The organism is Shewanella sp. SM101 (assembly GCF_025654465.1).
In the GTDB taxonomy this organism is placed as follows: domain Bacteria; phylum Pseudomonadota; class Gammaproteobacteria; order Enterobacterales; family Shewanellaceae; genus Shewanella; species Shewanella oncorhynchi.
In genome coordinates, this window is record NZ_JAKKRH010000002.1 from 168455 (window position 1) to 193920 (window position 25466).

Consider the following 25466-nt stretch of genomic DNA (forward strand, 5'->3'; position numbering starts at 1 on the left):
TCAGTGAGAGTTTGCAGTTACGATAAGGATATACTTGTGGATAAAAAACAGGTCTCGTGGGGCGGTGTAGCGCTGGCGATTTTTGCTTTGGGTCATGTGGTTAACTTACTCATAGATAAACAGGATTCTGATATATCGCCCGAATTAAAACAGCAAATTTCTGACACGATATTGGCTCACAGATCACCATCCGCCGCGAATAATTCATTAACGTCCATTCCGAGCAATCTTGAGGTGGCCGACGATTCTACCAAAATCCCTATGCCTGCCCAGTTAGCCCAAGTGAGTCAAATCTACAGTAATCTCAGTGCATTTGCGGCACTCAAGCAAGACGGTACTGTGGTGGCATGGGGCGATGCTGAATGTGGTGGCGATATCAATAATGCCGCAGAGCCTCTGGTCAATGTAAAAGAGTTATACGCGGCGGAGAATACCTGTGGTTTTGCGGCCTTAACCCGTGATGACAAACTTATTCCTTGGGGGATGGGGATGAAGCAAGTGCTGACAGGCGTTCGTTCTTTTGTGTTGGCAGAAGGGCTTTATGCGGCCATCAAACAAGATGGTAGTGTAGTCAGTTGGTCTAATCTGGATTCAACACCAGCCGAACTGCTCTCGGGTCAATATGCTGCGCCTGCGATGACCAATATTGATTTTGTGTTGATTAATAAAGGTGCCTTTGCTGCCTTAAAGCTGGGGGGAGCAGTAGTGACTTGGGGCGATGCCGCTTATGGTGGCGATAGTCGCCACGTGGCCTCTGAGCTTAACCATGTCGATCTGCTCTATGCCAACAATAATGCTTTTACCGCGAGGACTGCGACAGGGAAATTAGTGTCTTGGGGCGGGGTCAACGATGATCAAAAAGGCCGCGAACAACTGGCAAAACTCAGCCAATTAGCGCCTGCCGTGAAAGTTGTCAACACGGATCATGGGTTTGCGGCGCTGCTGGCGGATGGCAGCGTATATACCTGGGGTGAGGGCGAATTGACTGAGTATCACGTCGCGTTTCCAGCGCGTTTATCTACTACAAAACGCGCCAATAAAGTGATTGATATTTATGCAAATCGTGGCGCATTTGCCGCCCTAACCATCAGTCGTCAACTGCACGTATGGGGCAGTAAATTCAATGGTGCCGATACATCAGTCCTACAGGATAAGTTGCAAAAAGTGCACAAGGTTTATCCCTTTGAGGAGGGTTTTGTCGCGTTACGCAGGGATAATACGGCCATTGCTTGGGAAGGTTGGGACTTGGTAGACAAGCAACCACGTTATCAAGAAGTCACTCAGGTGAGTAAAGTGGTGACCTATGAGCGGGAGTTTGCCTTTTTAAAACAGGATGGCACTGTGGTTGATGGCCACTCTGGACCCAAAACTGAAATTACCCAAGCAACGGATATTTTCCCGACAGGCTTAGGGTTTACGGTTAAACGCCAAGATGGTTCGATTGCGGTGTGGATGGGAGGTGAGGCTGCGTTAACATTAGATAAACAAGCCGTTGATTTGAGCCAAATGCGCGACATTCGCAGCAATTTGCTCGATGCCATTGCCTTAATGGCCGATGGCACAGTGCAGGCATGGAATATGATGGGCTTTAGCGGACAAGCTGCGCAATAACAAGCGCAATCACAAGTGCAAAAATAATAAAACGAAAGGGCTAAGGTTATTTACACCTTAGCCCTTTCTATTTAGGCGAGTTTTTTCTCGCTTTAAGCTTGATTGGCTTTGATTTCCCGCAGATAGCGATAAATCGAATGCACTGAAATCCCCAATCGAGTGGCCGCGACTTGGGCACTGTCCTTGAGTTCGAAAATCCCTAACTCGTGGAGTTGATTGACGATTTCGCGACTCTTTTGTGAAGGTGAAATCGCGGGATTCGCGCGAACCTCATGGTTCACACTGTCGATAGTGCTATGGAGCGCTTCATCGATATTGCGGGCAAACACTTCGGGCGAGCTGGTCAGTTCGCTGCCAAGGAGTTGCTCTGGCATCATAGTGCGCAGAACTGATTGCAGTGGTGCATCCATGTCGCTGTTAATACACAGTAACCCTATGGGTTGATTTTTACTGTTACGGATCACCGTCGTAATTGATCTTAGCGTCTTACCATTGGCACATTTAGTCAGGTAAGAGTTGGAAATATCCTGACCGGTTTTGAGCTTGAGCAAGGCAAGGTTGGTTATTGGAGCACCCACTTCACGGCCTGTGACATGGCCATTGGCAATTTTGACCACAGACGGATGTTTCGCATCTAGGCTGTGCAATACCACTTCTGTGTGTTGGCCATACATGGCAGCGATGCCATCGACGATATTTTCGATGGATTTCAGAATATCCAGATCACTTTGCGTTAAATCTTGCAGTTTCACAATTTCAACCTTTAGTTATTAACCCGCAAATATTCAGCGGGTTAAAATCATCATGCCGACATAATATCGATAATAGTGACATCTGTGGATGACATGCCATTGAGGATCATTTTGCCAATGTTTTTAATGGTTTTCTCTACATCGGTAGCAATAATACCTTGGCCTGAGACATTGTGACTACTGAGCGCCATCAAAAATGAGCGCACGGCCGCACTGGATGAAGTACTAACCTTCATGGCGCAGGACGCTTTAGCGCCGTCACACACCATGCCAGAGCTGTCACTGATCACGTTTTGAATCGCGAAACAGGATTGTTCGAACGAGCCACCGGCTAAATACACCATGGCCATAGAAGCGGCTGCGCTGGTGACGGTATTACCACAAAATGCTGACAGTGGTGGATAATGGGACTTGATATAAATCGCCCCTAGATGACTCATAATCAAGGCGCGGGCGAGTTTTTCTTCCGAAACCTTATAGCATTGTGCCGTCAATACCACAGGGATAGTTGCCGCTATGCCTTGATTACCACTACCAAGATTGCTCATGGCGGGCAAGTTTGCCCCGCCCATGCGAGCATCGGATGCTGCAGCAGTTAACATGACGATTTTGTTCAGTAAGTCTTCACCGATAATGCCGGCGGCTATGCCGCTTTTCATGGTGCGGCCGACTTCAAGCCCATAGGGATTCGCCATGCCTTCATCGGATAATTTGCCATTTAACTCAGAGGCTTCGAGAATGAATTTGATTTCTTCAAAGGGGACGTCTTCGGCGAAGCGATAAATGGACTCGATAGTGATATCTACCCCTTCACAAATAGAACCTGTTGCGGTGGCTTTCGCACTATCGACACTGAAGACGGATTCGCCGTTGAGGCGCTTCTCGGCGATCAGTGTATGGCCGCCGCAGATTTTCACTAAGGCTTCGCGGTCGCCTTTTTTCGCGATGACACAACAATAGATAAATTCTGCTGTTTCGGTGCGCTCGACCGTCACTTTGCCCGCATCGATAAGGGCCTGTGCTCTAGCGACTTGTTCTGGCGTGATCACGGCCAATACTTCTAAGCCCGCATCCGGATTACCCGCAATGGCGCCTGCTGCAGCGGCAATTGCCAGACCGATTTTGCCTGTGCCAGGCACAAACACGCCCATAGAGTTTTTATAAAGATTGTCAGACACTTGTACTGCAATTGAATCGGGTTCAACACCCAGCAAGGCGCGGGCGACGGCGGCGGCGTAAGCGGCGGCGATGGGCTCTGTGCAGCCTAATGCGGGCTTAACCACTTGTTTAATGATTTGAATATACTGCTGCCATTGGGGTTTCATGAGCTTACAACCTTATGTTAATGCTTAAATTTTAACGTGTGCTATCGCTTCAACTTCTACTTTAACGCCCAGTGGAAGGTCCTTCACTGCAAAACAGCTACGAGCTGGGCAGTCGGTTTTAAAATAGGTTTTATACACTTCGTTAAAGGCGGCAAAGTCACTGATCTCTGCAAGATAACAAGTGGTTTTAAGAATCGTTTCTAAGCTGCCACCACCCGCTTCGAGCACGTATTTGAGATTCTCTAATGATTGAATCGATTGCTCAGTAATCCCACCGTCAACTACGCTGCCTTTCTTTTTACAAACAGGGAGTTGGCCAGAGGTAAAAATGAGGTTGCCATAGACTGTGCCATGGGAATAAGGGCCAATGGCCGCGGGTGCGCTTTCTGCGTGAATAATAGTTTTCATAGTCTCTCCAACTTGCAAATAAAATTGAATGCCTAGGTCGGCGTATGTGCAACATTATTTGTATTTTTATGCTTTATTGCAATTATTTTTTAATGAATTTCATTTGTCACTGCGGTTTGTGCGCTATTTATCTCGTTTTCAGTCAAGTTGTGAGCTTTAACTCTTTGTTCAACAAAAGTTGAGTATTTTGATTGCTGAGTTTGTTTTGTTCAAATATATTTGCACAAAATAATACCAACTAGGTAAAGGTGAAATGATGGATGCAACAATTACTGCTGCACAGTGGAAAGCAGATACCCGCTTCGATAGTACGGATTGGGGCTGGATTATCATGAGTATAGGAATGGCGATTGGCGCGGGGATCGTATTCTTGCCTGTGCAGGTCGGTTTGATGGGGTTATGGGTTTTCTTACTGTCTGGCATTATTGGCTATCCTGCCATGTATATGTTCCAACGGTTGTTTATCAATACCTTAGCAGAATCTCCAGAATGTAAGGATTACCCGAGTGTGATTTCGGGTTACTTAGGTAAAAACTGGGGTATGTTGTTGGGTGGTTTGTATTTCATCATGCTGGTCATTTGGGTGTTCGTTTATTCAACGGCCATTACAAACGACAGTGCTTCATTTTTGCAAAGTTTTGGGGTCACTAAAGCGTTATTGTCAGAAAATCCTTTCTATGGTTTAGCCTTGATCTGCGGTCTTGTTGCTTTAGCCTCCCGCGGTGAGAATCTTTTGTTTAAGATCTCTACTTTTATGGTACTGACCAAGTTGGGCGTTGTCGCCGTGCTAGGGTTATTGATGGTGGATAAATGGGATATCAATAATATCGGCGCTATCCCAGCAACGGGAGATTGGTTAAAAGATGCGGTCGTTATGCTGCCCTTTACGCTAACATCGATTCTGTTTATTCAAAGTTTAAGCCCTATGGTGATTTCATACCGTTCGCGGGAAAAATCCCTTGCGGTAGCGCGCTTTAAAGCGATGCGCGCCATGAACATTGCCTTTGGCGTCTTGTTTGTCGTGGTGTTCTTTTATGCCGTGTCATTCACCCTAGCAATGGGACATGATCAGGCCGTGCGTGCATCGGAAGAAAATATCTCGGCTCTTGCTATGGTTGCCCAAGGTATGCAGGGACAAACACTGAAATTGCTGAGTTTAACCTTGAATATTTTTGCGGTGATGACGGCTTACTTTGGCGTATATCTTGGTTTTAGGGAAGCTTGCCAAGGATTGACCATGAACATGCTGCGCCGTTATATGCCTGAAGATCGTATCAACAAAAAGCTTGTTGGTTACGGCATCATGATTTTTACCATTCTATTATCTTGGGGCGCGATTGTGTTGAATGCGCCAGTGCTGAGCTTTACGTCGATTTGTAGTCCAATTTTTGGTTTAGTGGGTTGTTTGATACCCGCTTATTTAGTGTACCAAGTACCTGCATTACATAAGTACAAGGGCGTGTCGCTGTATATCATTATTATCACAGGCTTATTGCTGTGCGTATCCCCCTTCTTAGCGTTTAGTTAACAGGGATAAAGTGGTACAAAAAGATAAGCTTTAAGGAATTAAAAAACCGGTATTAAGTGTAAACTCAATACCGGTTCTCTATCTTGAGCAATTATCTCGATAATGCTCTATGGTCAAAGTTTGAATTGAGATGTGGCGTTTTTTAGTTCATCGGCAAAATCGACTAATCCCTCAGAAACATTACGAACCTGCGACAGAATTTGCAATGTTTGTTCAAATGAAGCGTTCATATTGACGACGTTATCGACCACTTGAGAAGCGACCGAGGCTTGCTCCTCCGTTGCCGAGGCGATGTGAGTATTCATACTATTGATACTGACAATCTGCTGTTGAATTGATTTCAGTGCACTCCCTGTATTTTGAGCATTGGTTTCATTTTCCGATGACTTCGACATCGCCACATTCATGGTATTGACCGAGGAAATGGCCGCCGTTTTAAGGTTTTGTAACACATGGCGAATTTCAGTGGTTGCATCGGCTGTTTTAGAGGCGAGGGCGCGGACCTCATCAGCGACTACGGCAAAGCCTCGTCCTTGCTCACCCGCGCGGGCGGCTTCGATGGCGGCATTAAGTGCCAACAGGTTGGTTTGCTCGGCAATAGAGGTAATCACATTTAAGATAGAAGTGACATTTTCAGTATCTCTAGCGAGCTCGTTGATCGAGTTAGAAGCCGCCTGAATTCCTGTATTTAATTGCTGTGAAATATCGATGGTACGCTGAACGACTGTCATACCTTGCATCGCTTCTTTCTCCGCGACCTGTGCTGCACTGGCGGCTTGGCGGGCATTTTGCGAGATTTCGATGACAGAGTGACGCATGTCTTCCATTGAGACTTGTACTGCGCTGGCATCATGGCTTTGCCGCTGGGTGGCATGCGTCGCATCTTCCATGCGCTGTTTGAGTGAGCGCGAGCTATCAAGTAAGGGATCGGTAACATTCACCACCCTTCGAATAGAATCTCCGAGCAAGCGAAGAAATCGATTGAAGTTACTTGATACTTGGCCGAGTTCATCGCTACCAGACACTTTGAGCTGATGACTAAGATCGCCTTTGCCATCGGCCAGCTCACTCAGTGACTGGGCGACATTACGCGCAGATGAGCTGATAGCACGTGCAATGGCAATAGTGACAATCAACATCACGATCAGCAAAGCGATGCCGATGGAGAGGGTGAGCCACAAACTTTGCGCAGATCTGTCGCTAGCTTCTTTTATCGATTGTTTAAATTCGAGTACTTTGCTTTGTTTGTAATCTTGTATTTCATTAAGTACAGCTTCATAGGCTTGGGATTTTTCTTGGCTGATCTGGCCAATGTTTGCCATATCAATCGTACCCGCCAACATGCCTTTAGCCAGCTTAATCGTCATGTCGTTATAGCGGGTTAATTTAGCGGATAGATTACTGAGTTTATTGGCTTGCGAGGGATCGACATTATCTAATTGTTGTAGGTTTTTACGTAGAGATTCATACATAGTACCTGCATTTGTTAACAGGTCTTCGTCGGCAAAAGAAACCGATTGAGTGTAAAGTTCATCGAGTCGTTGGATAAAAAACACGTTTTGATTGGCGAGTTCAACTCTTTGGTAAACTTGCTGCTCCATATAATTAAGTGTGGTGCGATTTTTATTTATGGAGATGACACTAATGCTTAAGTTTAAAGCGAAAATGATGACAGCTAAAATAAATATCGCGATAACTTTTTTAAAAATAGAAATATCATTAAAGAAATTCATCCCTTGCCCCCAAGTTGTGCCGAGCTTGAGCTCGGCACTCCAATCTAAAACTCGGCAATAATTTTTACCGAATCATTGGCCTCACTACTATCAATATAGCCAATAATATTGGGGTTCGATGCAACTAATTTTATCATCTCCGCCCCACTAGTGACTTCCTTGGGTGGCGTTCCTTTACCTGTAAATACTTTTTGTGACCAATATGACTTAAGTTGGCTGGATGACTTGCCCAGCACTTTAGTATCAAAGGTTTCCCTTAAGGGCATAGCACTGTCAAGATTGACTGGCACGGCCTGCGCTCCACCAGGAAAGGTCTTTGTTTTCCCTAGAAAAATATTTTCAATAACCTTTTGGTCGACAGTGTCTGCATTACTGGGATGAACGATGACAACCACACCAGCAAATAGTGGCATTGAGACTAAGCTGAGTAGGATTAAGCAAAGTAACTTATTCATTTCTCTCTCCTAAAATACTAAGTCAATGCCAAGACTGATGGATTTCGAATTCCCTGCGACTTTCATGCCTGGGCCACCGTCATCTTTAACGTCATCATACTGAATTTTAAAGGCCGCCGAAGGATGGAAATCCCAACGTATACCTGCAGAACTTGTATGGTGAACTTCACCGCCTTCACCATCATTGAAGTCTGAATAGGAAATGTAAGGCATCACTGAATCGATACGATAGCCGAACGAGAGAAGATAAGTATCTAGATTACTCCCATCGAGATCTAAGCGGTTAAGCTCAGATAAAAAAAGGAAATTCTCATAATCTATATTAACGGATAGGCCATAAAACTTACCCGTACGTTGGTTGCTACCATTCCATTCCTGCTGAATACCACCAATGTAACGTTCGTTAGTGTATTGCATATGCGTGAGGCGAATATCTAACCAATCTTTATTGAATTGAACAACAATACCGCCTATATCCTTCCATACTTCTCGGGTATTTTCGAGGAAGAAAAAATCAGATAAAAGCTTATTAGGTTCGCTATCTTCGCTACCGTAATAAACTTGTCCAGACATAGTCCAGTCGCCAATTAAATAGTTATATAAGGCGCTGACACCTGTGTAGTTAAATATTTGCCATGTGTAATTATCTGCGGGTGGACGTATCCAAGGATAAGCATATCCAACATCAAAAAAGTCACTGTAATAGTAGAGCGGTAAGCGTTTTTTACCTCCTTGTACTGTCCAATGATCATTGATCTCATAGGACAGATAAGCCCATTCAAAACTTGCCGAAAAGTCGTCAGCCCCGCGGGAAACAACCTGTGCAGTGGCAGATAAACCTTCGAGTAAATCCGCTGAGAATTGAATACCAAATAAGGTATCGGGTTTGAAACTAATATCTTCATCATAGGCGCCAACGAGTGGATAATCGGCGAGAAAGGTGGGGCCTAAATCAAACTCTGCAACGCCCGAACCTTCGAGAACTTGACCAGCAACAACTGAGGCAAAACCTGAAATGTTGACTTCTGCATAAGCGGTAGAACTGAGCAAAAGTGAGCAAAGACCTAATGAAAGCTTATGTCTCATAAAAAAGCCCTTTAAGTGAGTATATTCGTTTTTAAGCCTAGAACAGGCACAAACATACGCAAACTTTTATTAAACATTTTTGCAACATGGTGGTCTGGCTCCCATTTTGAAAGATAAGTTTGATATTTTATGAGTAAAAAGCGTTAGGTAATTCGAGCTAACTTAAGTCAAAACTGTAAGTTCAATATTCTAAATTTGGAATGATTACTCAGCCATACCATTAAACTGTTCAGGTGAGACTGTGATCTCCCTGAAAACTGTTTCGAAAATTTGCCAAAGAATATTACTGATTTTGCTAAATGAGAGACTCAAAGCTTGAGTGAAAAGTGGTGAGATAATTATCTTTATTAACAATATTAGCCAAAGCTAAATATGGTTGTTATTTAGCCTTTAGATTATAAAAATAACGTAATTGATACTTTTTTATTAAACTAAAATTTTTTTTACATAAAAATGCTCTAAATCTATCATTGATTATGCTTGTTAAGTCAACGTCGATATTTATTCCATTTTCATGTGTATGCCAGCGCTGTAGCATATTTTACTGAGTCTTTTTCTCCGATGTCGTGGTTTTATACTGTATGGTTAGCGGCTTGATTGCTGCACAGTGCTGTAGCACCTATAATCTTGCTCTCTTATGTTGAGTTTCTCTTCTTCCTAAATATGATCCAATAAAAGGAATGTCATAATGCAAAGACGCAATTTTTTAAAAAGTGCGGCTATTTTGTCGACTGCGGGTTTTATCACGCCAGTACTAGCATCTTCCTCTAAATCGAGTGTCGTTGAACATGGCTCAAGCGATGGACGCCGCCGTTTTACCTTAATCAATACTTACCATCTTATTGCCCCAGAAGGGTCTGAGGGTGTGGTTAAGTTGTGGATCCCTTTGCCCGAAGACACGCAATTCCAATTGGTGAGTCAGCTGAATTTTACGGGTAGTTTTAAAGACGCCTATATCAGCTCAAACAACAGTTATGGCGCCAAAACCCTGTTTGCGACTTGGCCCGATGCCAAAGCGAACATGACAATAACGGTTGATCTTGATATTGAAACGATAGATTGGGAACCCGTTAAAAGCGGCGCCTTAACCCATTACCGCACCCCAGAGCAGATACATTATCCTGCAGATGTTGAACGTTATTTGCTGCCGACTAAACACATGCCGATTAATGGTATTGTGAAGCAAACAGCAGATAAGATCGTTGGCAGCGAGACTGAACCACTGAAGCAAGCACGACTGATTTATCTTTGGGTTAGCGCTAATATGTTTCGCGATAATAGCGTGATTGGCTGTGGTACGGGTGATGTAGCAAGTATCCTCGAAAGTGGCAAGTTAGGCGGTAAGTGTACTGATATTAACTCAGTATTTGTGGCGCTAATGCGCGCAGTGGGGATCCCTGCCCGTGAGATGTTTGGGATTCGCTTAGGTCAGGCGATCAAGATGGGCGAATACTCTAAAAAGGCCTTTGGTAGTGCCGATGACAAAGGGGTTGCCGATGTCAGTGGTGGTCAACATTGTCGCGCTATGTTCTATTTAGCGGGTTATGGTTGGTTGCCAGCCGATCCCGCCGATGTGACAAAAATGCGTTTGACGGAGAAAAAAGAACACAGCGATCCCGCAGTTCAGGCCGTGAATGATTACCTCTTTGGCAATTGGGAAATGAACTGGGTTGGCTTTAACTATGGCCGCGACTTTGATTTATTCCCTACAGCCGAACAGACACCACTGAATAACTTTGGTTACCCGTATGCCGAAGTTGATGGCGATCCCGTGAACTATTATGAGCCTAAAGTGTTTGCCTATGACTACCAGTCAACCGAACAACGCTAAGGGCCTCTTAGCGACTATGGCCGCCGCAGTGGTTGCTGCGGTTGCTTCAAGCCTATGCTGTATTGCACCGCTTATTTATCTGGTGTTCGGGGTGTCGGCCGCAAGTCTGTCGGGGATTGAGCAACTGAGCTGGCTGCAAGTGCCCATGTTGATACTGTCGACTGGGCTGATTCTGATGGGATTTTGGCGGCTCTATTTTGCTAAAAAACCACTGTGTACCGCGACGTTGAGTCGTACTCATATGCTGTGGCTGTACTGGTTAACTGTACCTGTTGTGCTGGCATTTCAGTCATATCCTTTTGTATTACCTTGGTTATTAGAGGTGCTTGAATGAAGTTAGTGTTATTTCTCGCCTTAAGTCTGTGTTCAGCGTCGAGCTGGGCGGCAAACGTGCTGGTCACCTTAGATGTTAAGGGCATGACTTGTCCGCTGTGTGTCACTGTCGTGAATAAAGCGCTGCGTAAAACCGATGGGGTGATTAAGGCCAAGGCTTCGTTAAAAACTGAGCAAGCCTTAGTGACAGTGCCAGAGGATTTTAATCTAGATAGTTTGCTTAAGGCCGTCGACGAAACTGGGTATAAGGGCAGTATTAATAAGGTAGAAAAACAATCCTAAGCGTTGGTGTCTTTAGTAACGGATTGAGCAACATTATAAAATATCAGTCAAGTTTTAAATGATTAGACTGATATTTCACCGAGAAAATACACTCTGTATCCCACCTGTTACTTCCTTCACTGCCTATTTTTTCCTTTGCGGGTCATTTCTTCGTTAGCTGTAATACACCTCGGGCTCAATACGACGTTGCCGCTCTTCATTTTTCTCCGATGATTCCTTAATCAGATCCAATTTTTGCGCTTGCAGTAATTCTAGTTGCTTGGCTTTTTGTTCTTCAGATAGATTTTCATCGGCTGCAACCTTCGCCATTTCTTCATCTATCTTATTAATTTTATCCCTATCGACTCCTGTACGGTTATCTAAAATAGCCTGCATGGCTTTGTCCAACCTGTTGATGCTTTTGTCTGTTTCAGGCGTGCCTGCAATGGCTTGCACATTACCCGTGTAGCCTTGTTTGGCGTTAGGGGCCAGATGGCTATAGGTATCGGCAGTCGTTACCGATGCTGCAGAGGAGAGCGTTACAGTATCTTGGCTTATTGATGAAGTTAGATTCGCCGCCGTCATTGAATTTGCACGATTTCCTAGGCAATTTGTGCTCGGCTCGACTTGCTTGAGTGGCACATTGGCATAACTTTTCGCAAAGGTATTGGTATAACTATTGGGGTTAATTGTGCTCATATTCGACTCCTTTATGTATGAATCTGTCCCTTGGCCACCTGCGGTTTAAAATGTTGAGCGGTTAACTAATGGGTGTTGCTGGACGTTTCAATATTATCTGATGACAACTTTGCAATTTGAATTAGCAAGTTATAGGCCAAGTTAGGTTTATTTGTGGTTGATTTATCAGGAGTCACTGTTAAACGATACTTTTAAAAAATATTTATACAAAAACTTGATCCTTGTACAACTATGGTACGTAATTAAAGACATAGTGATACAAGGAGTCGACTTATGTACAAGTTTAACCCGCAGCGAATTCAGATTGGGATCAGCGCTTGCTTATTAGGGGAGAAGGTTCGTTTTGATGGCGGACATAAAAATTCGACCTATTGTAATCGAGAAATTAAGCAATTTTTCGATTATGTGCCCATCTGTCCTGAAATGGCGATTGGCTTAGGTGCCCCCCGGAAAAGTATCCGACTAGTCCGTGATGGGGAAACCATCTTAGTTCAGAGCGGTGACGGTAGCTTAGATGTGACCGATAAGCTTAATGAATACAGCGAAAACAAGGTTGAAGAGCTCGATTTCCTCGGAGGATACTTACTTTGCGCTAAGTCGCCAACCTGCGGCATGGAGCGGGTAACAGAGTATAAAATTGGCACTAACAATGGTTCTAAGTCTGGCATTGGTGTATTTGCTCGCAAGTTGATGGAACGATATCCACTATTGCCCGTGGAAGAAGAAGGCCGCTTGCATGACATGGTGCTGCGGGAGAACTTTTTCACCCGCGTTTATGCCTATCACGATTGGCACCTGATGAAACATGAAGGGCTGACTAAACATAAGTTAGGGAAGTTTCATTCCCGCTATAAATACCTATTAATGGCACACAGCCCGACATGGTATCGCGAGCTTGGGCCGATAGTGGCCAATATTGAGGATCTTGAGCAAAGCGCGACCCGCTACTTTGAAGGCTTTATGACGGCGCTGAAAATTAATGCGACCCGTAAAAATCATACCAGTACGCTGCAGCATATTCAGGGTTACTTTAAAAAGCATTTGAGCAAAGAGCAAAAGATAGAACTGTCTGAAACGATTATGAAATATCGCCAAGGTCTATTGCCGTTATTAGTACCTATCACGCTCATTAACCATTATTTACGCGAATTTCCAACACCTTATATTGAAGAGCAAGTGTACTTAAACCCTCATCCTGAGGCGTTAAAGCTGCGCTATGCCTATTAACGTTTATCTAATCGCATTCAGTTGATTTTAGCTTTTGATTTAGTGAGTTATTACTGAAATATGAAACAAACTATAGAGAACAAGGCCCACATAGAACCCAATGGTGAGATATTACTCCCCATCGGTGAAGTGTCGGCCTTAACGGGCGTGAATGCCGTGACCTTAAGGGCATGGCAGCGCCGTTTTGGCTTAGTGATCCCTGCACGTACACCCAAGGGACACAGATTATATACGAGCGAAAATATCCAAGAAATCCATGAGATTAATGCATGGCTAGCTAAAGGTGTTGCGATCAGTAAGGTTAAACCTTTGCTGATGAGTGCTGCTAAATCTTCGTTTACAGAAATAGTTCAAACCCAAGCCATTGATTTATGGTGCGAGCAAGTCACTGCGCTCAATACGGCATTATTCGATTTCAATCAGCACAAATTACAGCAGATATTAGATGATGCATTTGGCTTATATCCTTTCCAATTGGTGAAAGAAAAGTTGCTACAACCTTGGCTTAATCAACTCGAGGACTTAGTGAATGAGCGACTTGATGCCGAGTTGATTATTGCTTGGTTAAAGAGCGAGCTACTTAACCGAGTGGGTGGACGTCATGCCTTTACTGGGCAGGCCGTGACGGCGAGAATCGCTGTGGTGAGTCTATCCCGTGGGGTACATACCTCGCTTAATTCCACCCGCACTAACATTCTGTTTTCTCTACTTCTATCGCTCGAGTTAGCGTCGCTGCGGGTATCGGTTATTGATCTTGGCGAGCAAGCCATGGGCAGTTTACCTTTGCTGCGAGGCAGGCTTAACGTCGATGCACTTTTGCTTATTCCCGACTCAAATCATTCTGGTTCTGAACAGACTGAAATGCTGACTGTATTGGAGCAAATGACTTTCCCATGCTGGTTTATGGGTCCTTTTGCGCCAACGTTAAGCCCTTTATCTGCTTTTTTGGCGTCTTCGATGACAGACTTGATTGGAAAAATGCCATCTCGTTTAGCGGGGAAGGTGAATAGAAGTCGTAAGCACAGTGGAAAGATGAATACCGTGAATCAAAGCGAGCAGATAAATAGCGAGAAAAACAATGACATTAGCTAACGATTCAATGCAAATAGATTCAATCCCAATAAAAGTGCAGGGCAATAATGCACTGATGTGGTTTCGCCAAGATTTACGCCTTGCCGATAATCAGGCGTTAACCGCAGCCTGTGATTGGGCGCGGGAGAATGGCGTGGCACTTAAGGCGATTTATATCGCTACACCAACCCAGTGGCAGCGCCATGACGTTGCGCCAATTCAGTTGGATTTTATCGAACGTCATATCAATTTACTTGCCCAAGGACTGGCGAGTCTTGGTATTGGATTCGAGTTAATTCAGTTAGATACCTTTGCTGATGTACCTGAGTTTATCGGTCACTATTGTCAGCAACAGGGGATTGGTAGAGTGTTTGCTGGTCGCGAGCCTGAGATTAACGAGCAACTGCGCGACCAGGCCTGTATTCAGGCGGGTATTCCTCTAGTATTAACCGAAGAACACTGTTTGCTTAAGCCGGGTACTGTGCTGAATTTGTCCGGCGACATGTACAAGGTTTTCACTCCTTTTAGCCGTAAGTGGCGAGAAATTGCCGCCCGCCATGCCATTTTGCCGCTTCCTGTTCCGGCGCCACTTGGACCTGTGTTGGCCGAGCCAAAGCCGCTTTTGTTTAACAATGTCACTAAAGTGTCGAGTGAACTTTGGGCTGCGGGAGAAGGGCAGGCAAAGCGTTTGCTCTCGGCATTTATTCAGCAGAAAGTGCAGGATTATAAGCAAGATAGGGATTTCCCCGCCATTGATGGCACTAGTTCAATTTCACCCTATCTGGCCATTGGTGTGGTTAGCCCAAGACAATGCGTTGCCGCGCTGCTGCATCAATTCCCTGAGGTGATTGTCGACGACACTAGCCCTGCTCGTACTTGGTTAAATGAGCTTACTTGGCGTGAGTTTTACCGTCATTTGCTGGTGGCATTTCCCGATTTATCTAAGAATCACAATTTCAATCGTCAAGCCGACCATGTGCAGTGGCGCAATAACCCCCAAGAGTTTGCTGCTTGGTGTGAAGGTCGTACTGGCTATCCGATTGTCGATGCGGCTATGCGCCAGCTCAATCAAACGGGTTGGATGCACAATCGGCTGCGTATGGTGGTGGCGAGTTTCCTGACTAAACATCTGCTGATTGACTGGCGCTGGGGCGAGCGCTATTTCCGCCAAAAACTGATTGATGGTGACTTAGCCGCGAATAATGGCGGTTGGCAGTGGTCTGCGGGTTGTGGCTGCGATGCTCAGCCTTATTTCCGTATTTTTAATCCTATAAGCCAGAGTGAAAAATTTGATCCAGATGGCAGCTTTATCCGTAAGTATTTACCAGAGCTCGCATCTTGGGGAATTAAGCAATTACATCAACCCAGTACAGCGCAGACACCGTCTTTGTTTGAACAGCCGTTATTCAACACTAAAACGGCTTATCCAAGTGCGATTGTCGAGCACAGTGCAGCAAGAGCAAGGGCATTAACCGTATTAGGCGTATTGAAAAAGGCCACGGCCCAATAAATAGGATCAGGAGCAATAGCAAGATGACAAACCAAGCGACGACAGAGACTAATACGCTTGTTGAGCATTTTATTCAGCTTTATCAAGCTTTAAATAAAGATAACTTGCATCTGTTAGCTCAGGTTTACGACGACAATATTAGTTTTACCGATCCTATGCATCAAATCACAGGGCTAGAGGCGTTAACTCAGTACTTCGCGAAGTTATATAAGAATGTTAAGCATATTCAGTTTGAGATTAAAGAAGTGCAGCAGGATGCGAACCAAGCCGCGCTGTTTTGGCAGATGGAATATAGCCACCCTAAGTTGAATAAAGGCGGACTTATCCGTGTTGATGGCATGAGCCAACTTAAATTCAACGACAAGATTTATTTTCACAGGGATTACTTCGACTTAGGGCAAATGTTGTATGAGCATTTGCCTTGCATGGGCGGCCTTATCCGCTTGCTCAAAGACAGGGCGGCAAAGTAATGGACGCTGTTAAGCCGATGAAAGTAAATACAGTGCTGATCACAGGCGCAAGCTCAGGCATTGGGTTGCAACTGGCGCAGGATTATTTGTCCTTAGGTTGGCATGTCATTGCCTGTGGCCGCTCCCAAGAAAGGTTAGAGGCGTTAGCCTTGAATGAACTCTTAGGTGTCACGCTGTTAATTTTTGATATATCCCAGCGCGACCAAGTTCAACAAGCTGGCCAAAATGTAGCTGAGCTATTGGTGAAAACCGATTATCAGCTCGATTTGGTCATTTTGAATGCGGGCAGTTGTGAATATATTGATGATGCTAAGGCCTTCGATGATGTGTTGTTCGAGCGTGTTATCCATACCAATCTAATTGCAATGGGATATTGCCTCGGGGCATTTTTACCTTTAATGCCTAGGGGGTCACGTATTGGCTTAATGAGTTCTAGCGCTATTTATTTACCTTTCCCTCGCGCTGAAGCTTACGGTGCCTCTAAAGCTGGCGTGCAGTATTTAGCCTCGAGTCTCGCGCTCGATCTTGCCAAGAACGACATAGGCGTGAGCTTGATTTGCCCGGGTTTTGTGGCGACACCACTGACCGCAAAAAATGATTTTTCTATGCCAATGCAAGTGGGTGTACAAACCGCTTCTAAGGCGATACGTAATGGGCTGAAAGGTGGCAAGCGCGAGATCCATTTTCCGCGACGCTTTACTTATCTATTGAAGTTGATGTCGTTTTTACCTGCCTTTGTGTGGCAAAAAATGATTGCAAACGATACTCAAGCCAAGCCGCTAAAGGACAAGAGTTTATGAAAAATATCGCCATCATCGGCACTGGCATTTCTGGATTAACCTGTGGCCATCTATTAAGTGAGTCGCACAGGGTTACAGTGTTTGAGGCCAATGACTATATCGGCGGCCACACGGCGACAGTCGATGTGGAGCATCAAGGGCAAACCTACGCTATAGACACAGGTTTCATCGTGTTTAATGACAGAACATATCCACGATTTGAACGTTTATTGGCTCGCCTTAATGTCACCATATTACCGACTGAGATGAGTTTTAGCGTGCACAATGCTCTGACTGGGCTTGAATACAACGGCCACAATTTAGGCAGTTTGTTTGCCCAAAAGCGTAACCTCCTGAATCCACGCTTTTGGGCCTTTTTAAAAGAAATATTGCGCTTCAATAAAGGCTGTAAGGCACTCTATCAACAGGATATTTATCCCGAAGGTAACTTAGGTGATTATTTAGACAATGAACACTTCTCACCATTTTTCGCTGAACATTACATTTTGCCCATGGGTGCGGCGATTTGGTCTTCGAGCATAGAAGATATGCGCGCGTTTTCGTTGAAGTTTTTTATTCGTTTCTTCCAGCACCATGGTTTATTAAATGTCAGTGATAGACCCCAGTGGTATGTGCTAAAGGGTGGCTCGCGTAGCTATATTCCTGATCTTATTGCGCCCTTTAAAGACAATATCCGCCTTAACTCACCTGTGACAGGTATTGAACGCCATGGCAATGGGGTGAAGTTACAAGTTCACGGTGAATGGTTGGAATTTGATGAGGTGATTTTAGCCTGTCATAGCGACCAAGCACTGCGGATGTTAAACGATCCCACGCCAACAGAACGCGCCATTTTAGGCGACCTCAGCTACCAGAATAACGATGTGGTGCTGCACATGGATACGCGTATTTTACCGAAGCGAAAAGCCGCTTGGGCGAGTTGGAACTATCGATTAGATGGTAACCTAAAACGTCCAGCGTCAGTGACCTACAACATGAACATACTGCAACAGTTGCCAGCCAATGCGCCGACCTTTTGTGTCACCTTGAATCAGTCAGAGTTGATTGATGAGTCGAAAGTGATACGCCGCTTCAATTATGCCCACCCAGTGTTTAACGAAGCCAGTCTTAAGGCTCAGGGCCGCCGTGAGGAAATATCCGGGCAAAATCATACTCATTTTGCTGGAGCCTATTGGCACAATGGTTTCCATGAAGATGGTGTTCGCAGTGCACTTGATGTGTGTGCCCATTTTGGTGTCAGCTTATGACCGATTTAAATGTGACAAGCTTAAATATGGCAGAACTCAATAGCGGCATTTATTACGGCACTGTATCCCACAGCCGTTTTACGCCGATTAAACACAGCTTTAGTTATGCCATGGCGCTGCTGGCGATTGACTTAGATGAAGTCGATAGGATCAGTGCCATGGGGCGAATTTTTGCCAGTCAGCGCCGCGCTTTACTGAGATTTAATCCTAAAGACTATTTAACGTCTTTTACGACTAAATCCAATGATAACAGCGAAGTGGCTGTTGTCGATCCGAGCGCAGCTGCACTTAAGAGTCGCGTATTGACTCAAGTGGCAGCGTTAGGCGCAGATAAACTGTGCGATCGAGTTTTGTTTGTGGGTCAGATCCGCCATTTTGGCGTGTATTTTAGCCCAGTAAATTTCTACTTTTGTTATCAAGATCAAACGCCTTTATACATGTTGGCCGAGGTGAGTAACACGCCTTGGGATCAGCGCCATTGCTATTTAGTCGATTTAGCCGCGCCCAAACCTTCTGACAAAGTGTTTCACGTGTCTCCCTTTATGACTCTCGATATGCGTTATCTCTGGCATGTGTCTGCGCCGAGTGAAGACTTAAACATCGGTATTGAAAACAAGTCGATGCAAGAGAATGGCAAAAAACTGTTTAATGCCAATTTAGTGATGAAACGCCAACCGATAACGGCGGCCAATTTACGGACGCTTTTGTTTCGCTTCCCTTTTATGACTCTCAAGATCTTCTTCGGGATTTATTGGCAAGCGCTAAAACTCTTTTTTAAACGTGTGCCCTTTGTGCCGCATCCAGCTCAGATGGAGAAATAACATGGAAAATACGGCTTCGCAAACCTCAGTCACCACAGGGAAACTGCCCGACAGTATTGCGCGTAAAGTCTTGCTTAAGGCGCTGGAAAGCCTCCCACATGGCTGCTTGACCTTGGTTGAGGGCGACAAGAGTTATCGTTTTGGTGAGAGTCATACCGACTTGCACGCCACGCTTGTGGTTAAACACCCGAGTTTTTATCGTCAAATAATGCTTTCAGGCTCCATTGGTGCGGGTGAAGGTTATATTCAAGGCCATTGGACGAGTCCTGATCTCACTAAAGTCGTACAACTGTTTGCCCGTAATTTAGCCTTACTCGATAAGATTGAAGCCAAATTCTCTTGGTTAACTGGCACGATAAACCGTATGAAGCATGTGCTGAATCGCAATTCTCAAGAGGGCTCAAAGCGGAATATTCTTGCCCACTATGATTTGGGTAATGCTATGTATGAGCAATTCCTCGACCGTGAAATGTTGTATTCGAGCGCGCTTTATCCCCATGAGGAAGCCAGTTTGCAGGAAGCGCAGTTGTTTAAGCTGATGACTATTTGTGAACGACTCGATTTACAGCCAGGTCAAACCTTGCTTGAGATTGGTACAGGCTGGGGCGCACTGGCTATTTATGCGGCTAAGCATTATGGCGTACACGTGACAACAACAACGATTTCAGATGCGCAATACGCCTATACCAAAGCCCGTGTCGAACGCGAAGGGCTAAGCGATAAAGTGACGCTGCTGACTGAGGACTATCGCAATCTCACTGGGGAATACGACAGGGTTGTTTCTATCGAGATGATTGAAGCGGTAGGGCATGAGTATTTGCCAGGCTTCTTTAAAAAGCTGGAAACATTGTTAAAACCCAATGGGCGCATGCTGCTACAGGCGATAACGATTGCCGATCAACGTTATGACAGCTATCGCAAAAGTGTGGATTTTATTCAGCGTTATATTTTCCCCGGTGGCTGCTTACCCTCAGTGAGCCAAATGGTCGGTCACATTGCCAAACAGACGGACATGGTGGTCTGGTCGCTCAATGATATGGGGCTCGATTACGCTAAAACCTTAAAACATTGGCATGAGAATTTTGATCATGCGATAGGCGAAATTCAAGCTTTAGGTTATGGCGATGATTTTATTCGGATGTGGAAATTTTACCTAAGTTATTGTGAAGGTGGATTTTTAGAACGTACCACAAGCACTGTGCATTTAGTGGCTGTGCGTCCGGACTATCGCATTGCTAGCCATAATCTCCCAAGCCATAGTCCTAATGCGATGTAATTTGTTTTGATTAAGCAGTCACTTTAGTGGAAATAACCATTTTCGTTGGAATGAGCCGCTTTGTTTGCAGCAAGATAAAAGTGAGGCAAAGATGAAGTTCATGTTAGCTAACTCTCGGGTTCCTTTTAAACATCAGGGCTTTATTCTCTATAACGCCTTGAGTTTTCAGGCTGTGTGGTGGTCTAGCGTACTTTGGCTTAACACCTCACTGTTGTTAACTATCCCTTTGTTATTATTTCACTTTATCCTGCTAGCTTCCTTAGGTAAGCCCGAGTATCGCAAAGTGGATTTGCTATTGATGCTAAAGGTTGCAGTCTTAGGAATAGGCGTAGATACAGTACTCTCTGTTTTAGAGGTGTTTGAGTTTGCTCTTTTCCCTTGGTGGCTTGGTTGCCTGTGGCTGCATTTTGCTTTGACTCTGAATCATAGTTTGGCCTTTATACGACCTTTACCGCTGATATTTCAGGCGTTACTCGGGGGCGTATTTGGTGGGTTAAGCTATTTGGCTGGCGCACAATTTAATGCCGTGAGTTTGCCCTATTGCAATGTTATTTCTGCTGTGGTGTTATTTTTGGTTTGGCTAGTCTTGCTGCCATTTTTAATCCAACTTGCTAATCCCTATGGATTTAATCGAAGCACTAAAGCGCGTTCTTTTACTGTGTTTGGGCGTTAATTATTGAGTTGTAGGAATTGATCGCGGTTAAGTCATTATGCCGTTTTTAGTTAAGTACCTGTTGTAAGACATCATGCAGTAAAAGGGGGATCCCATGTCGTCAGTTCGTAATCGTAGCCCAAATCTTGGTTTTTCATTTTTGAATTCAAGCTGCTTAAGTCTATTGGCCCTCGGTTTATTGGCCGCACCTTTAAAAGCGTTAGAGGCGAAAACGCCTGATTTTGAAAACATTACTATCGAACTGAATGATGCCGCCGATGTGACGCAGACTTTTCAGGAAGTGGGCCGCGGAGAAATGGATTGGCTGTGGTTTAGTTTGTATAAGGCGAGACTGATGACGGTAAATGGCCGTTATCAACAGGGGCAATATCCTCTGCTGTTAGATATTGAATATTATCGAGATATTGAGTCAGAGGATTTGCTCGAAGCGACAAAAGATCAATGGAAGCATCTAGCGTTTGCCGAAAATGATATCCAACGTTGGTTGGGTTTATTAAATGCGACTTGGCCCGATGTGAAGCAGGGCGATCATTTAAGTTTTAAGGTGATAGATGGACAAACGAGTCAGTTTTTCTTTAATCATCAACCACTCGACATTATCCATGATGCTAATTTTGCTGAGGCATTTTTAGCGATTTGGTTATCGAAAGCCACTAGCCGTCCGAGTTTGCGGGCGCAATTACTTGGAGAAAAACCATGCGATTGTTGAAACGGCTTGTCGGCCGAAAGTTATTTTTAGGTTTAATAATGATAGGGCTGTTGTCGAGTTGTTCATCGGTGGAAGTGACTGATTATAAAGACACTCATCCGACATTGGTTTTGGAGTCATTTTTTAATGGACCATTAAAAGCCTCTGGGGTCGTACAAGATTTTAGTGGCAAAGTAATCCGCAAATTCAATGTCATTATGGAAGCCAGTTGGCAGGGAAACGAGGGCGTCATTCATGAATGGTTTGTTTATGATGATGGCGAAACTCAAACGCGTGTATGGCGCATTAAGGCACTAGGGGAAGGGCGATACTCAGGAACTGCAGGTGACATTATCGGGACTGCCGATAGCCAATCTAGCGGCAGTGCGCTACGTTGGAAATACGATATGTTATTGCCTGTGGATGGTGAGGAATATCAAGTTCATTTCGACGATTGGATGTTCTTAGTGAATGATAATACCATTATAAATCAGAGCGATATTATTAAGTTTGGCATCACAGTTGCTAAAGTCACTTTAGTTATTCAAAAATAGTCTCAGCAATTTTTAGTTAAGTTAGCTTAACTATGTTTGTGCTTGCTTGTCATGGATTCACTCTGTTGATTAAGGCTTAAGTTGGCTTAAACAGTATAGCTTGGCTAATAATCACCTTTTGTCTGCACTAAAGTATCTAACTCAAACCAAAGTGGCAGCTAGGCATTTTTGCTAGCGGCATAAAGTAATAAATATGATAGTTAATTATATGTAACTCATTGTTTATTATTTTAATTATTCCAAGTTTAAGTTGGTGTAGATAAATGATTAAAAAACACTTAGTTCTATGGTGTGCTTTGTTGAGTTTGTCGTTAACTGCTTGTTCATCCTTTGACGTTGTGTTTGAGGAACAAGCTGAGACAAAAGCTGACCCTCATCAACCTGCCAGCGATCCTATGGTGCAAGATAATGAACGCCGTATTCGAGATGCGAGGGCAGATGGTCGTTTAGAATCCGATTTTTTAAAACCTAGGTACCCGGTTAAGTTTAAATAAGAAGAGTGGGTTAGGGACTCGCTGCAACCTCAATACTTAACCTTCAAAAAGTATTGTGGGTTAAGTATTGAGGTTGCTAGGGAAAAGGGCGAAGAGCTAGCCTGCTTGACGACTGTTATCTATCGATTTTTTGTCATAATATTCAAACGGAAACACATTACGGATCCTTTGCTTCACATTGTCACTCACGTTGGCAGAAATATGTAAGCGTACATCTCCTGATTTTTCAGCCCTAACAGTACAGGTCAGTTTTTCAGCTTTAGCAATGTGGCGGCATTCCCGCTCGAAGCGCTCTGGGATTTTGCCTTTATGCTGAGTCATTCGGCCATCTTTAAAATGCATTTCAAAAATAGTTAGACCTTTCTTGCCACCAAATATGAGTTTGTAAACGAGAAATATACCAATAGCGACAAAAATGAGTTTGAAAATATCGGCTGTCATAACGCCCCCTATCTTATGTTTATAGGACAAAGATACTCCTGAGCGACTTGTTTTAACAGTGCGCTAACACGCAATTTTGAATTGGCAATAAAATCATTCCAGCCTAGACTTAACTGGCTAAGGAAAAGTAACCCCTCAGTTAAGGAAAACGCCATGTACTTATCAAATGCAGATCGTTGGTCATTATTGTGTAAGAAGCAAATCGATGTTATCGAAAAACTCGCTACACATTTCCCCGAGAGAAAAGCACATCTAAGTGAGCTCACTCAAGGGTGGCGCCATGTTCAACATCAAGTTCAAGCAGGTGATAGGCCTATGCCACTCGAGCTCATCAAATAAGCACGATTGAGTCATTTGGAACTAGATAGTTTGTATAAGAACGCAAAGCCACTCAATAATGAGTGGCTTTTTTATGTGGCGAATATAAAACTATCATTTATAGGGGGAAAGGATTAAGTGATTGTCTGTTGCGTGAAGTCAATAAATTATCTTATACGCTCAATTTGAGCGCTTATTGTGCCAGTATTGAGGGCGCTATCGTTATTATTGAGGAAAGTCAGTTGTGTTTTGCTTTGAAACGATTCAAATTTCATATACAAAAAACAGATACAAAAAAGCCACTCATTGAGTGGCTTCATTGTTTATATGGTGCCGGCACCAAGAGTCGAACTCGGGACCTACTGATTACAAGTCAGTTGCTCTACCAACTGAGCTATGCCGGCTAAATTGTGGTGCCCGAACCCGGAATCGAACCAGGGACACGAGGATTTTCAATCCTCTGCTCTACCGACTGAGCTATTCGGGCAACTAACTAAGCGTTAGTTAACTACTTCAAACTAAGTCGTAAAGACCTTGTTCGTTCGAAGTGCGCGTATAATATAGTGCTCGCTTTGGCTGTGCAAGCCCTTTTTAAATGACTGATTAACTATTAAACAAAAATCGAACATTTATTTGATTCTTCCACTTTTCTCATATTGAGTCGCTGAAAGTTTCAGCACTTTAACGCCTATGGGTGTTCCTTATGGCTGTTTATCCTAACTTCCTCATTCATTTATCTGCTATTGGGGAGATAAAAATTAAGGTTTAAGCTCATCTATTGCAAGCAAAGGGCAGTGGCACACTTTGGGTATTGTCGAGCTTTGATTGATGGCTGATATTTATGGGATGTAACTAAGCGGAGCAACTAAGAGTAAGCGAGTGGCTTCATTGTTTTATATAGTGCCGGCGGCACCAAGAGTCGAACTCGGGACTTATTGGTATTATTAAGAGTAAGTCAGTTGTGATTGACCACAGACTTTGTTGGTTATTATTCAAATTTCAGATACAAAAAAGCCACTCATTGAGTGGCTTCATTGTTTTATATGGTGCCAGCACCAAGAGTCGAACTCGGAACCTACTGGTATTATCAAGAGTAAGTCAGTTGCGATTGACCACAGACTTTGTGAGTTATTATTCAAATTTCAGATACAAAAAAGCCACTCATTGAGTGGCTTCATTGTTTTATATGGTGCCAGCACCAAGAGTCGAACTCGGAACCTACTGGTATTATCAAGAGTAAGTCAGTTGCGATTGACCACAGACTTTGTGAGTTATTATTCAAATTTCAGATACAAAAAAACCACTCATTGAGTGGTTTCATTGTTTTATATGGTGCCGGCACCAAGAGTCGAACTCGGGACCTACTGATTACAAGTCAGTTGCTCTACCAACTGAGCTATGCCGGCTTAAATCTTTACTGCAATTTTTAGTACAGAATAATGGTGCCCGAACCCGGAATCGAACCAGGGACACGAGGATTTTCAATCCTCTGCTCTACCGACTGAGCTATTCGGGCAACTAAACTAAGCGTTAGTTAACTACTTTGAACTCGTTGGCTAAGCCGTATCGTTCAAAGTGCGGCTATATTAGCTAGGGTGTTTGACCTCTGCAAGTGCTTTTTCCCGATAAATCACTCGTTCGGCTGTTTAATGCACATCTTGAGTGTTTTTTATCTCTTATTTTGCGAATTCAGCTCAATTTCATTCGTTGGCTGTATTTTTCAAGTCAGAGGGATACTGATGTTTACTATAGCTTTGTGCTCACAGATCATGATTTTTGGCTTACTTTCTAAAATTTAGAAAGATATAAGCGATTTTTACTGATTTTAGTTTTTAAATTTAGATTTATGATAAT

The 25466-nt window shown here is 44.0% G+C and carries 26 protein-coding genes and 4 tRNA genes; 18 read left to right on the forward strand and 12 right to left on the reverse strand.

Translation table 11 applies throughout. From position 1 onward, the window contains the following. Nucleotides 1-36 precede the first annotated feature (36 nt). A complete protein-coding gene (locus L5M38_RS01780; RefSeq protein ID WP_263178148.1) occupies nucleotides 37-1611 on the forward strand; it encodes a hypothetical protein in 1575 nt (524 codons plus the stop codon). Between the two features lie 92 nt (nucleotides 1612-1703). On the opposite strand, the gene L5M38_RS01785 is transcribed toward L5M38_RS01780, so the two are convergent. The 3 genes from L5M38_RS01785 to L5M38_RS01795 are packed head-to-tail and all read right to left on the reverse strand — an operon-like array spanning nucleotide 1704 to nucleotide 4096. Further along, a complete protein-coding gene (locus L5M38_RS01785) occupies nucleotides 1704-2363 on the reverse strand; it encodes a transcriptional regulator (RefSeq protein WP_113939392.1) in 660 nt (219 codons plus the stop codon). A 50-nt stretch (nucleotides 2364-2413) separates the two neighbouring features. Beyond that, the gene (locus L5M38_RS01790) at nucleotides 2414-3688 is read right to left on the reverse strand and encodes a serine dehydratase subunit alpha family protein (protein ID WP_263165690.1); all 1275 of its coding nucleotides are present in this window, start codon (nucleotides 3686-3688) and stop codon (nucleotides 2414-2416) included. 24 nt (nucleotides 3689-3712) lie between these two features. Further along, complete coding sequence (locus L5M38_RS01795; protein WP_263178149.1) at nucleotides 3713-4096, reverse strand: RidA family protein; 384 nt, start codon at nucleotides 4094-4096, stop codon at nucleotides 3713-3715. 256 nt (nucleotides 4097-4352) lie between these two features. Here L5M38_RS01795 and L5M38_RS01800 point away from each other — a divergent pair, with 256 nt between their 5' ends. Continuing rightward, entirely contained in the window at nucleotides 4353-5624 is a 1272-nt protein-coding gene (locus tag L5M38_RS01800; RefSeq protein WP_028761316.1) for an amino acid permease, read from the forward strand. A gap of 113 nt (nucleotides 5625-5737) precedes the next feature. On the opposite strand, the gene L5M38_RS01805 is transcribed toward L5M38_RS01800, so the two are convergent. From L5M38_RS01805 to L5M38_RS01815, 3 genes are read right to left on the reverse strand one after another with little or no spacing between them, the layout of a single operon-like run. Beyond that, nucleotides 5738-7357 carry a methyl-accepting chemotaxis protein gene (locus tag L5M38_RS01805; protein ID WP_263178150.1) on the reverse strand — a complete coding sequence of 540 codons (1620 nt, stop codon included), beginning with the start codon at nucleotides 7355-7357 and terminating at the stop codon, nucleotides 5738-5740. A 44-nt stretch (nucleotides 7358-7401) separates the two neighbouring features. Further along, nucleotides 7402-7812 carry a phosphate ABC transporter substrate-binding protein gene (locus tag L5M38_RS01810; RefSeq protein WP_263178151.1) on the reverse strand — a complete coding sequence of 137 codons (411 nt, stop codon included), beginning with the start codon at nucleotides 7810-7812 and terminating at the stop codon, nucleotides 7402-7404. Between the two features lie 9 nt (nucleotides 7813-7821). Beyond that, entirely contained in the window at nucleotides 7822-8898 is a 1077-nt protein-coding gene (locus tag L5M38_RS01815) for a porin (RefSeq protein ID WP_263178152.1), read from the reverse strand. A gap of 688 nt (nucleotides 8899-9586) precedes the next feature. On the opposite strand from L5M38_RS01815, the gene L5M38_RS01820 reads away from it, so the two are divergent. From L5M38_RS01820 to L5M38_RS01830, 3 genes are read left to right on the forward strand one after another with little or no spacing between them, the layout of a single operon-like run. After that, entirely contained in the window at nucleotides 9587-10729 is a 1143-nt protein-coding gene (locus L5M38_RS01820) for a transglutaminase-like domain-containing protein (RefSeq protein WP_263178153.1), read from the forward strand. Nucleotides 10730-10745: 16 nt separating this feature from the next. Further along, on the forward strand, nucleotides 10746-11063 hold the full coding sequence (locus tag L5M38_RS01825) for a hypothetical protein (protein ID WP_317630238.1): 318 nt from the start codon (nucleotides 10746-10748) through the stop codon (nucleotides 11061-11063). Then, nucleotides 11060-11344, forward strand: coding sequence for a heavy-metal-associated domain-containing protein (locus L5M38_RS01830; protein ID WP_028761311.1), 285 nt, complete (start codon nucleotides 11060-11062; stop codon nucleotides 11342-11344). The genes L5M38_RS01825 and L5M38_RS01830 overlap by 4 nt, the downstream gene beginning before the upstream one ends. A gap of 153 nt (nucleotides 11345-11497) precedes the next feature. On the opposite strand, the gene L5M38_RS01835 is transcribed toward L5M38_RS01830, so the two are convergent. Continuing rightward, entirely contained in the window at nucleotides 11498-12022 is a 525-nt protein-coding gene (locus L5M38_RS01835; protein ID WP_263178154.1) for a hypothetical protein, read from the reverse strand. A 273-nt stretch (nucleotides 12023-12295) separates the two neighbouring features. On the opposite strand from L5M38_RS01835, the gene L5M38_RS01840 reads away from it, so the two are divergent. From L5M38_RS01840 to L5M38_RS01895, 12 genes are all read left to right on the forward strand, one after another. Continuing rightward, on the forward strand, nucleotides 12296-13249 hold the full coding sequence (locus tag L5M38_RS01840) for a YbgA family protein (RefSeq protein WP_263178155.1): 954 nt from the start codon (nucleotides 12296-12298) through the stop codon (nucleotides 13247-13249). Between the two features lie 60 nt (nucleotides 13250-13309). After that, nucleotides 13310-14341 carry a MerR family transcriptional regulator gene (locus L5M38_RS01845; RefSeq protein WP_263178156.1) on the forward strand — a complete coding sequence of 344 codons (1032 nt, stop codon included), beginning with the start codon at nucleotides 13310-13312 and terminating at the stop codon, nucleotides 14339-14341. Beyond that, on the forward strand, nucleotides 14328-15830 hold the full coding sequence (gene phrB / locus L5M38_RS01850; protein WP_263178157.1) for a deoxyribodipyrimidine photo-lyase: 1503 nt from the start codon (nucleotides 14328-14330) through the stop codon (nucleotides 15828-15830). The genes L5M38_RS01845 and phrB overlap by 14 nt, the downstream gene beginning before the upstream one ends. A 23-nt stretch (nucleotides 15831-15853) precedes the next feature. Beyond that, on the forward strand, nucleotides 15854-16300 hold the full coding sequence (locus L5M38_RS01855; RefSeq protein WP_113939404.1) for a nuclear transport factor 2 family protein: 447 nt from the start codon (nucleotides 15854-15856) through the stop codon (nucleotides 16298-16300). Next, the gene (locus L5M38_RS01860; protein ID WP_263178158.1) at nucleotides 16300-17100 is read left to right on the forward strand and encodes an SDR family NAD(P)-dependent oxidoreductase; all 801 of its coding nucleotides are present in this window, start codon (nucleotides 16300-16302) and stop codon (nucleotides 17098-17100) included. The genes L5M38_RS01855 and L5M38_RS01860 overlap by 1 nt, the downstream gene beginning before the upstream one ends. After that, nucleotides 17097-18347, forward strand: coding sequence for an NAD(P)/FAD-dependent oxidoreductase (locus L5M38_RS01865; protein ID WP_263178159.1), 1251 nt, complete (start codon nucleotides 17097-17099; stop codon nucleotides 18345-18347). The genes L5M38_RS01860 and L5M38_RS01865 overlap by 4 nt, the downstream gene beginning before the upstream one ends. After that, nucleotides 18344-19168, forward strand: coding sequence for a DUF1365 domain-containing protein (locus L5M38_RS01870; protein ID WP_263178160.1), 825 nt, complete (start codon nucleotides 18344-18346; stop codon nucleotides 19166-19168). The genes L5M38_RS01865 and L5M38_RS01870 overlap by 4 nt, the downstream gene beginning before the upstream one ends. 1 nt (nucleotide 19169) lies before the next feature. Continuing rightward, nucleotides 19170-20444, forward strand: coding sequence for an SAM-dependent methyltransferase (locus tag L5M38_RS01875; protein WP_263178161.1), 1275 nt, complete (start codon nucleotides 19170-19172; stop codon nucleotides 20442-20444). Nucleotides 20445-20535: 91 nt separating this feature from the next. Continuing rightward, entirely contained in the window at nucleotides 20536-21117 is a 582-nt protein-coding gene (locus L5M38_RS01880) for a DUF2878 domain-containing protein (RefSeq protein WP_263178162.1), read from the forward strand. 94 nt (nucleotides 21118-21211) lie between these two features. Continuing rightward, nucleotides 21212-21826, forward strand: coding sequence for a chalcone isomerase family protein (locus L5M38_RS01885; protein ID WP_263178163.1), 615 nt, complete (start codon nucleotides 21212-21214; stop codon nucleotides 21824-21826). After that, nucleotides 21814-22359 carry a DUF3833 domain-containing protein gene (locus L5M38_RS01890; RefSeq protein WP_263178164.1) on the forward strand — a complete coding sequence of 182 codons (546 nt, stop codon included), beginning with the start codon at nucleotides 21814-21816 and terminating at the stop codon, nucleotides 22357-22359. Before L5M38_RS01885 ends, L5M38_RS01890 begins: the two co-directional genes overlap by 13 nt. Nucleotides 22360-22622: 263 nt before the next feature. Next, nucleotides 22623-22853 (forward strand): hypothetical protein, encoded by a 231-nt coding sequence (locus tag L5M38_RS01895; RefSeq protein ID WP_106649918.1) that lies wholly within the window; start codon nucleotides 22623-22625, stop codon nucleotides 22851-22853. Nucleotides 22854-22949: 96 nt separating this feature from the next. Here the strand turns inward: L5M38_RS01895 and L5M38_RS01900 are convergent, their stop codons facing one another. Next, nucleotides 22950-23294 carry a DUF3634 family protein gene (locus L5M38_RS01900; RefSeq protein ID WP_220777163.1) on the reverse strand — a complete coding sequence of 115 codons (345 nt, stop codon included), beginning with the start codon at nucleotides 23292-23294 and terminating at the stop codon, nucleotides 22950-22952. 153 nt (nucleotides 23295-23447) lie between these two features. On the opposite strand from L5M38_RS01900, the gene L5M38_RS01905 reads away from it, so the two are divergent. Then, nucleotides 23448-23633, forward strand: coding sequence for a hypothetical protein (locus L5M38_RS01905; RefSeq protein ID WP_105251863.1), 186 nt, complete (start codon nucleotides 23448-23450; stop codon nucleotides 23631-23633). 307 nt (nucleotides 23634-23940) lie between these two features. On the opposite strand, the gene L5M38_RS01910 is transcribed toward L5M38_RS01905, so the two are convergent. From L5M38_RS01910 to L5M38_RS01925, 4 genes are all read right to left on the reverse strand, one after another. Beyond that, nucleotides 23941-24016, reverse strand: a tRNA-Thr gene (locus tag L5M38_RS01910). Between the two features lie 7 nt (nucleotides 24017-24023). After that, a tRNA-Phe gene (locus L5M38_RS01915) sits at nucleotides 24024-24099 on the reverse strand. Nucleotides 24100-24942: 843 nt separating this feature from the next. Continuing rightward, a tRNA-Thr gene (locus tag L5M38_RS01920) sits at nucleotides 24943-25018 on the reverse strand. Nucleotides 25019-25052: 34 nt separating this feature from the next. Continuing rightward, a tRNA-Phe gene (locus tag L5M38_RS01925) sits at nucleotides 25053-25128 on the reverse strand. Between the last annotated feature and the right edge of the window lie 338 nt (nucleotides 25129-25466).

What these genes read in the sequence shown, in the direction of transcription:
- L5M38_RS01860 (WP_263178158.1), top strand. Translation starts at nt 16,300, where the DNA reads ATGGACGCTGTTAAGCCGATGAAAGTAAATACAGTGCTGATCACAGGC.
- L5M38_RS01890 (WP_263178164.1), top strand. Translation starts at nt 21,814, where the DNA reads ATGCGATTGTTGAAACGGCTTGTCGGCCGAAAGTTATTTTTAGGTTTA.
- L5M38_RS01840 (WP_263178155.1), top strand. Translation starts at nt 12,296, where the DNA reads ATGTACAAGTTTAACCCGCAGCGAATTCAGATTGGGATCAGCGCTTGC.
- L5M38_RS01900 (WP_220777163.1), bottom strand. Translation starts at nt 23,294, where the DNA reads ATGACAGCCGATATTTTCAAACTCATTTTTGTCGCTATTGGTATATTT.
- L5M38_RS01800 (WP_028761316.1), top strand. Translation starts at nt 4,353, where the DNA reads ATGGATGCAACAATTACTGCTGCACAGTGGAAAGCAGATACCCGCTTC.
- L5M38_RS01820 (WP_263178153.1), top strand. Translation starts at nt 9,587, where the DNA reads ATGCAAAGACGCAATTTTTTAAAAAGTGCGGCTATTTTGTCGACTGCG.
- L5M38_RS01885 (WP_263178163.1), top strand. Translation starts at nt 21,212, where the DNA reads ATGTCGTCAGTTCGTAATCGTAGCCCAAATCTTGGTTTTTCATTTTTG.
- L5M38_RS01845 (WP_263178156.1), top strand. Translation starts at nt 13,310, where the DNA reads ATGAAACAAACTATAGAGAACAAGGCCCACATAGAACCCAATGGTGAG.
- L5M38_RS01830 (WP_028761311.1), top strand. Translation starts at nt 11,060, where the DNA reads ATGAAGTTAGTGTTATTTCTCGCCTTAAGTCTGTGTTCAGCGTCGAGC.
- L5M38_RS01790 (WP_263165690.1), bottom strand. Translation starts at nt 3,688, where the DNA reads ATGAAACCCCAATGGCAGCAGTATATTCAAATCATTAAACAAGTGGTT.
- L5M38_RS01880 (WP_263178162.1), top strand. Translation starts at nt 20,536, where the DNA reads ATGAAGTTCATGTTAGCTAACTCTCGGGTTCCTTTTAAACATCAGGGC.
- L5M38_RS01795 (WP_263178149.1), bottom strand. Translation starts at nt 4,096, where the DNA reads ATGAAAACTATTATTCACGCAGAAAGCGCACCCGCGGCCATTGGCCCT.
- L5M38_RS01810 (WP_263178151.1), bottom strand. Translation starts at nt 7,812, where the DNA reads ATGAATAAGTTACTTTGCTTAATCCTACTCAGCTTAGTCTCAATGCCA.
- phrB (WP_263178157.1), top strand. Translation starts at nt 14,328, where the DNA reads ATGACATTAGCTAACGATTCAATGCAAATAGATTCAATCCCAATAAAA.
- L5M38_RS01865 (WP_263178159.1), top strand. Translation starts at nt 17,097, where the DNA reads ATGAAAAATATCGCCATCATCGGCACTGGCATTTCTGGATTAACCTGT.
- L5M38_RS01875 (WP_263178161.1), top strand. Translation starts at nt 19,170, where the DNA reads ATGGAAAATACGGCTTCGCAAACCTCAGTCACCACAGGGAAACTGCCC.
- L5M38_RS01855 (WP_113939404.1), top strand. Translation starts at nt 15,854, where the DNA reads ATGACAAACCAAGCGACGACAGAGACTAATACGCTTGTTGAGCATTTT.
- L5M38_RS01905 (WP_105251863.1), top strand. Translation starts at nt 23,448, where the DNA reads ATGTACTTATCAAATGCAGATCGTTGGTCATTATTGTGTAAGAAGCAA.
- L5M38_RS01825 (WP_317630238.1), top strand. Translation starts at nt 10,746, where the DNA reads ATGGCCGCCGCAGTGGTTGCTGCGGTTGCTTCAAGCCTATGCTGTATT.
- L5M38_RS01835 (WP_263178154.1), bottom strand. Translation starts at nt 12,022, where the DNA reads ATGAGCACAATTAACCCCAATAGTTATACCAATACCTTTGCGAAAAGT.
- L5M38_RS01815 (WP_263178152.1), bottom strand. Translation starts at nt 8,898, where the DNA reads ATGAGACATAAGCTTTCATTAGGTCTTTGCTCACTTTTGCTCAGTTCT.
- L5M38_RS01870 (WP_263178160.1), top strand. Translation starts at nt 18,344, where the DNA reads ATGACCGATTTAAATGTGACAAGCTTAAATATGGCAGAACTCAATAGC.
- L5M38_RS01805 (WP_263178150.1), bottom strand. Translation starts at nt 7,357, where the DNA reads ATGAATTTCTTTAATGATATTTCTATTTTTAAAAAAGTTATCGCGATA.
- L5M38_RS01895 (WP_106649918.1), top strand. Translation starts at nt 22,623, where the DNA reads ATGATTAAAAAACACTTAGTTCTATGGTGTGCTTTGTTGAGTTTGTCG.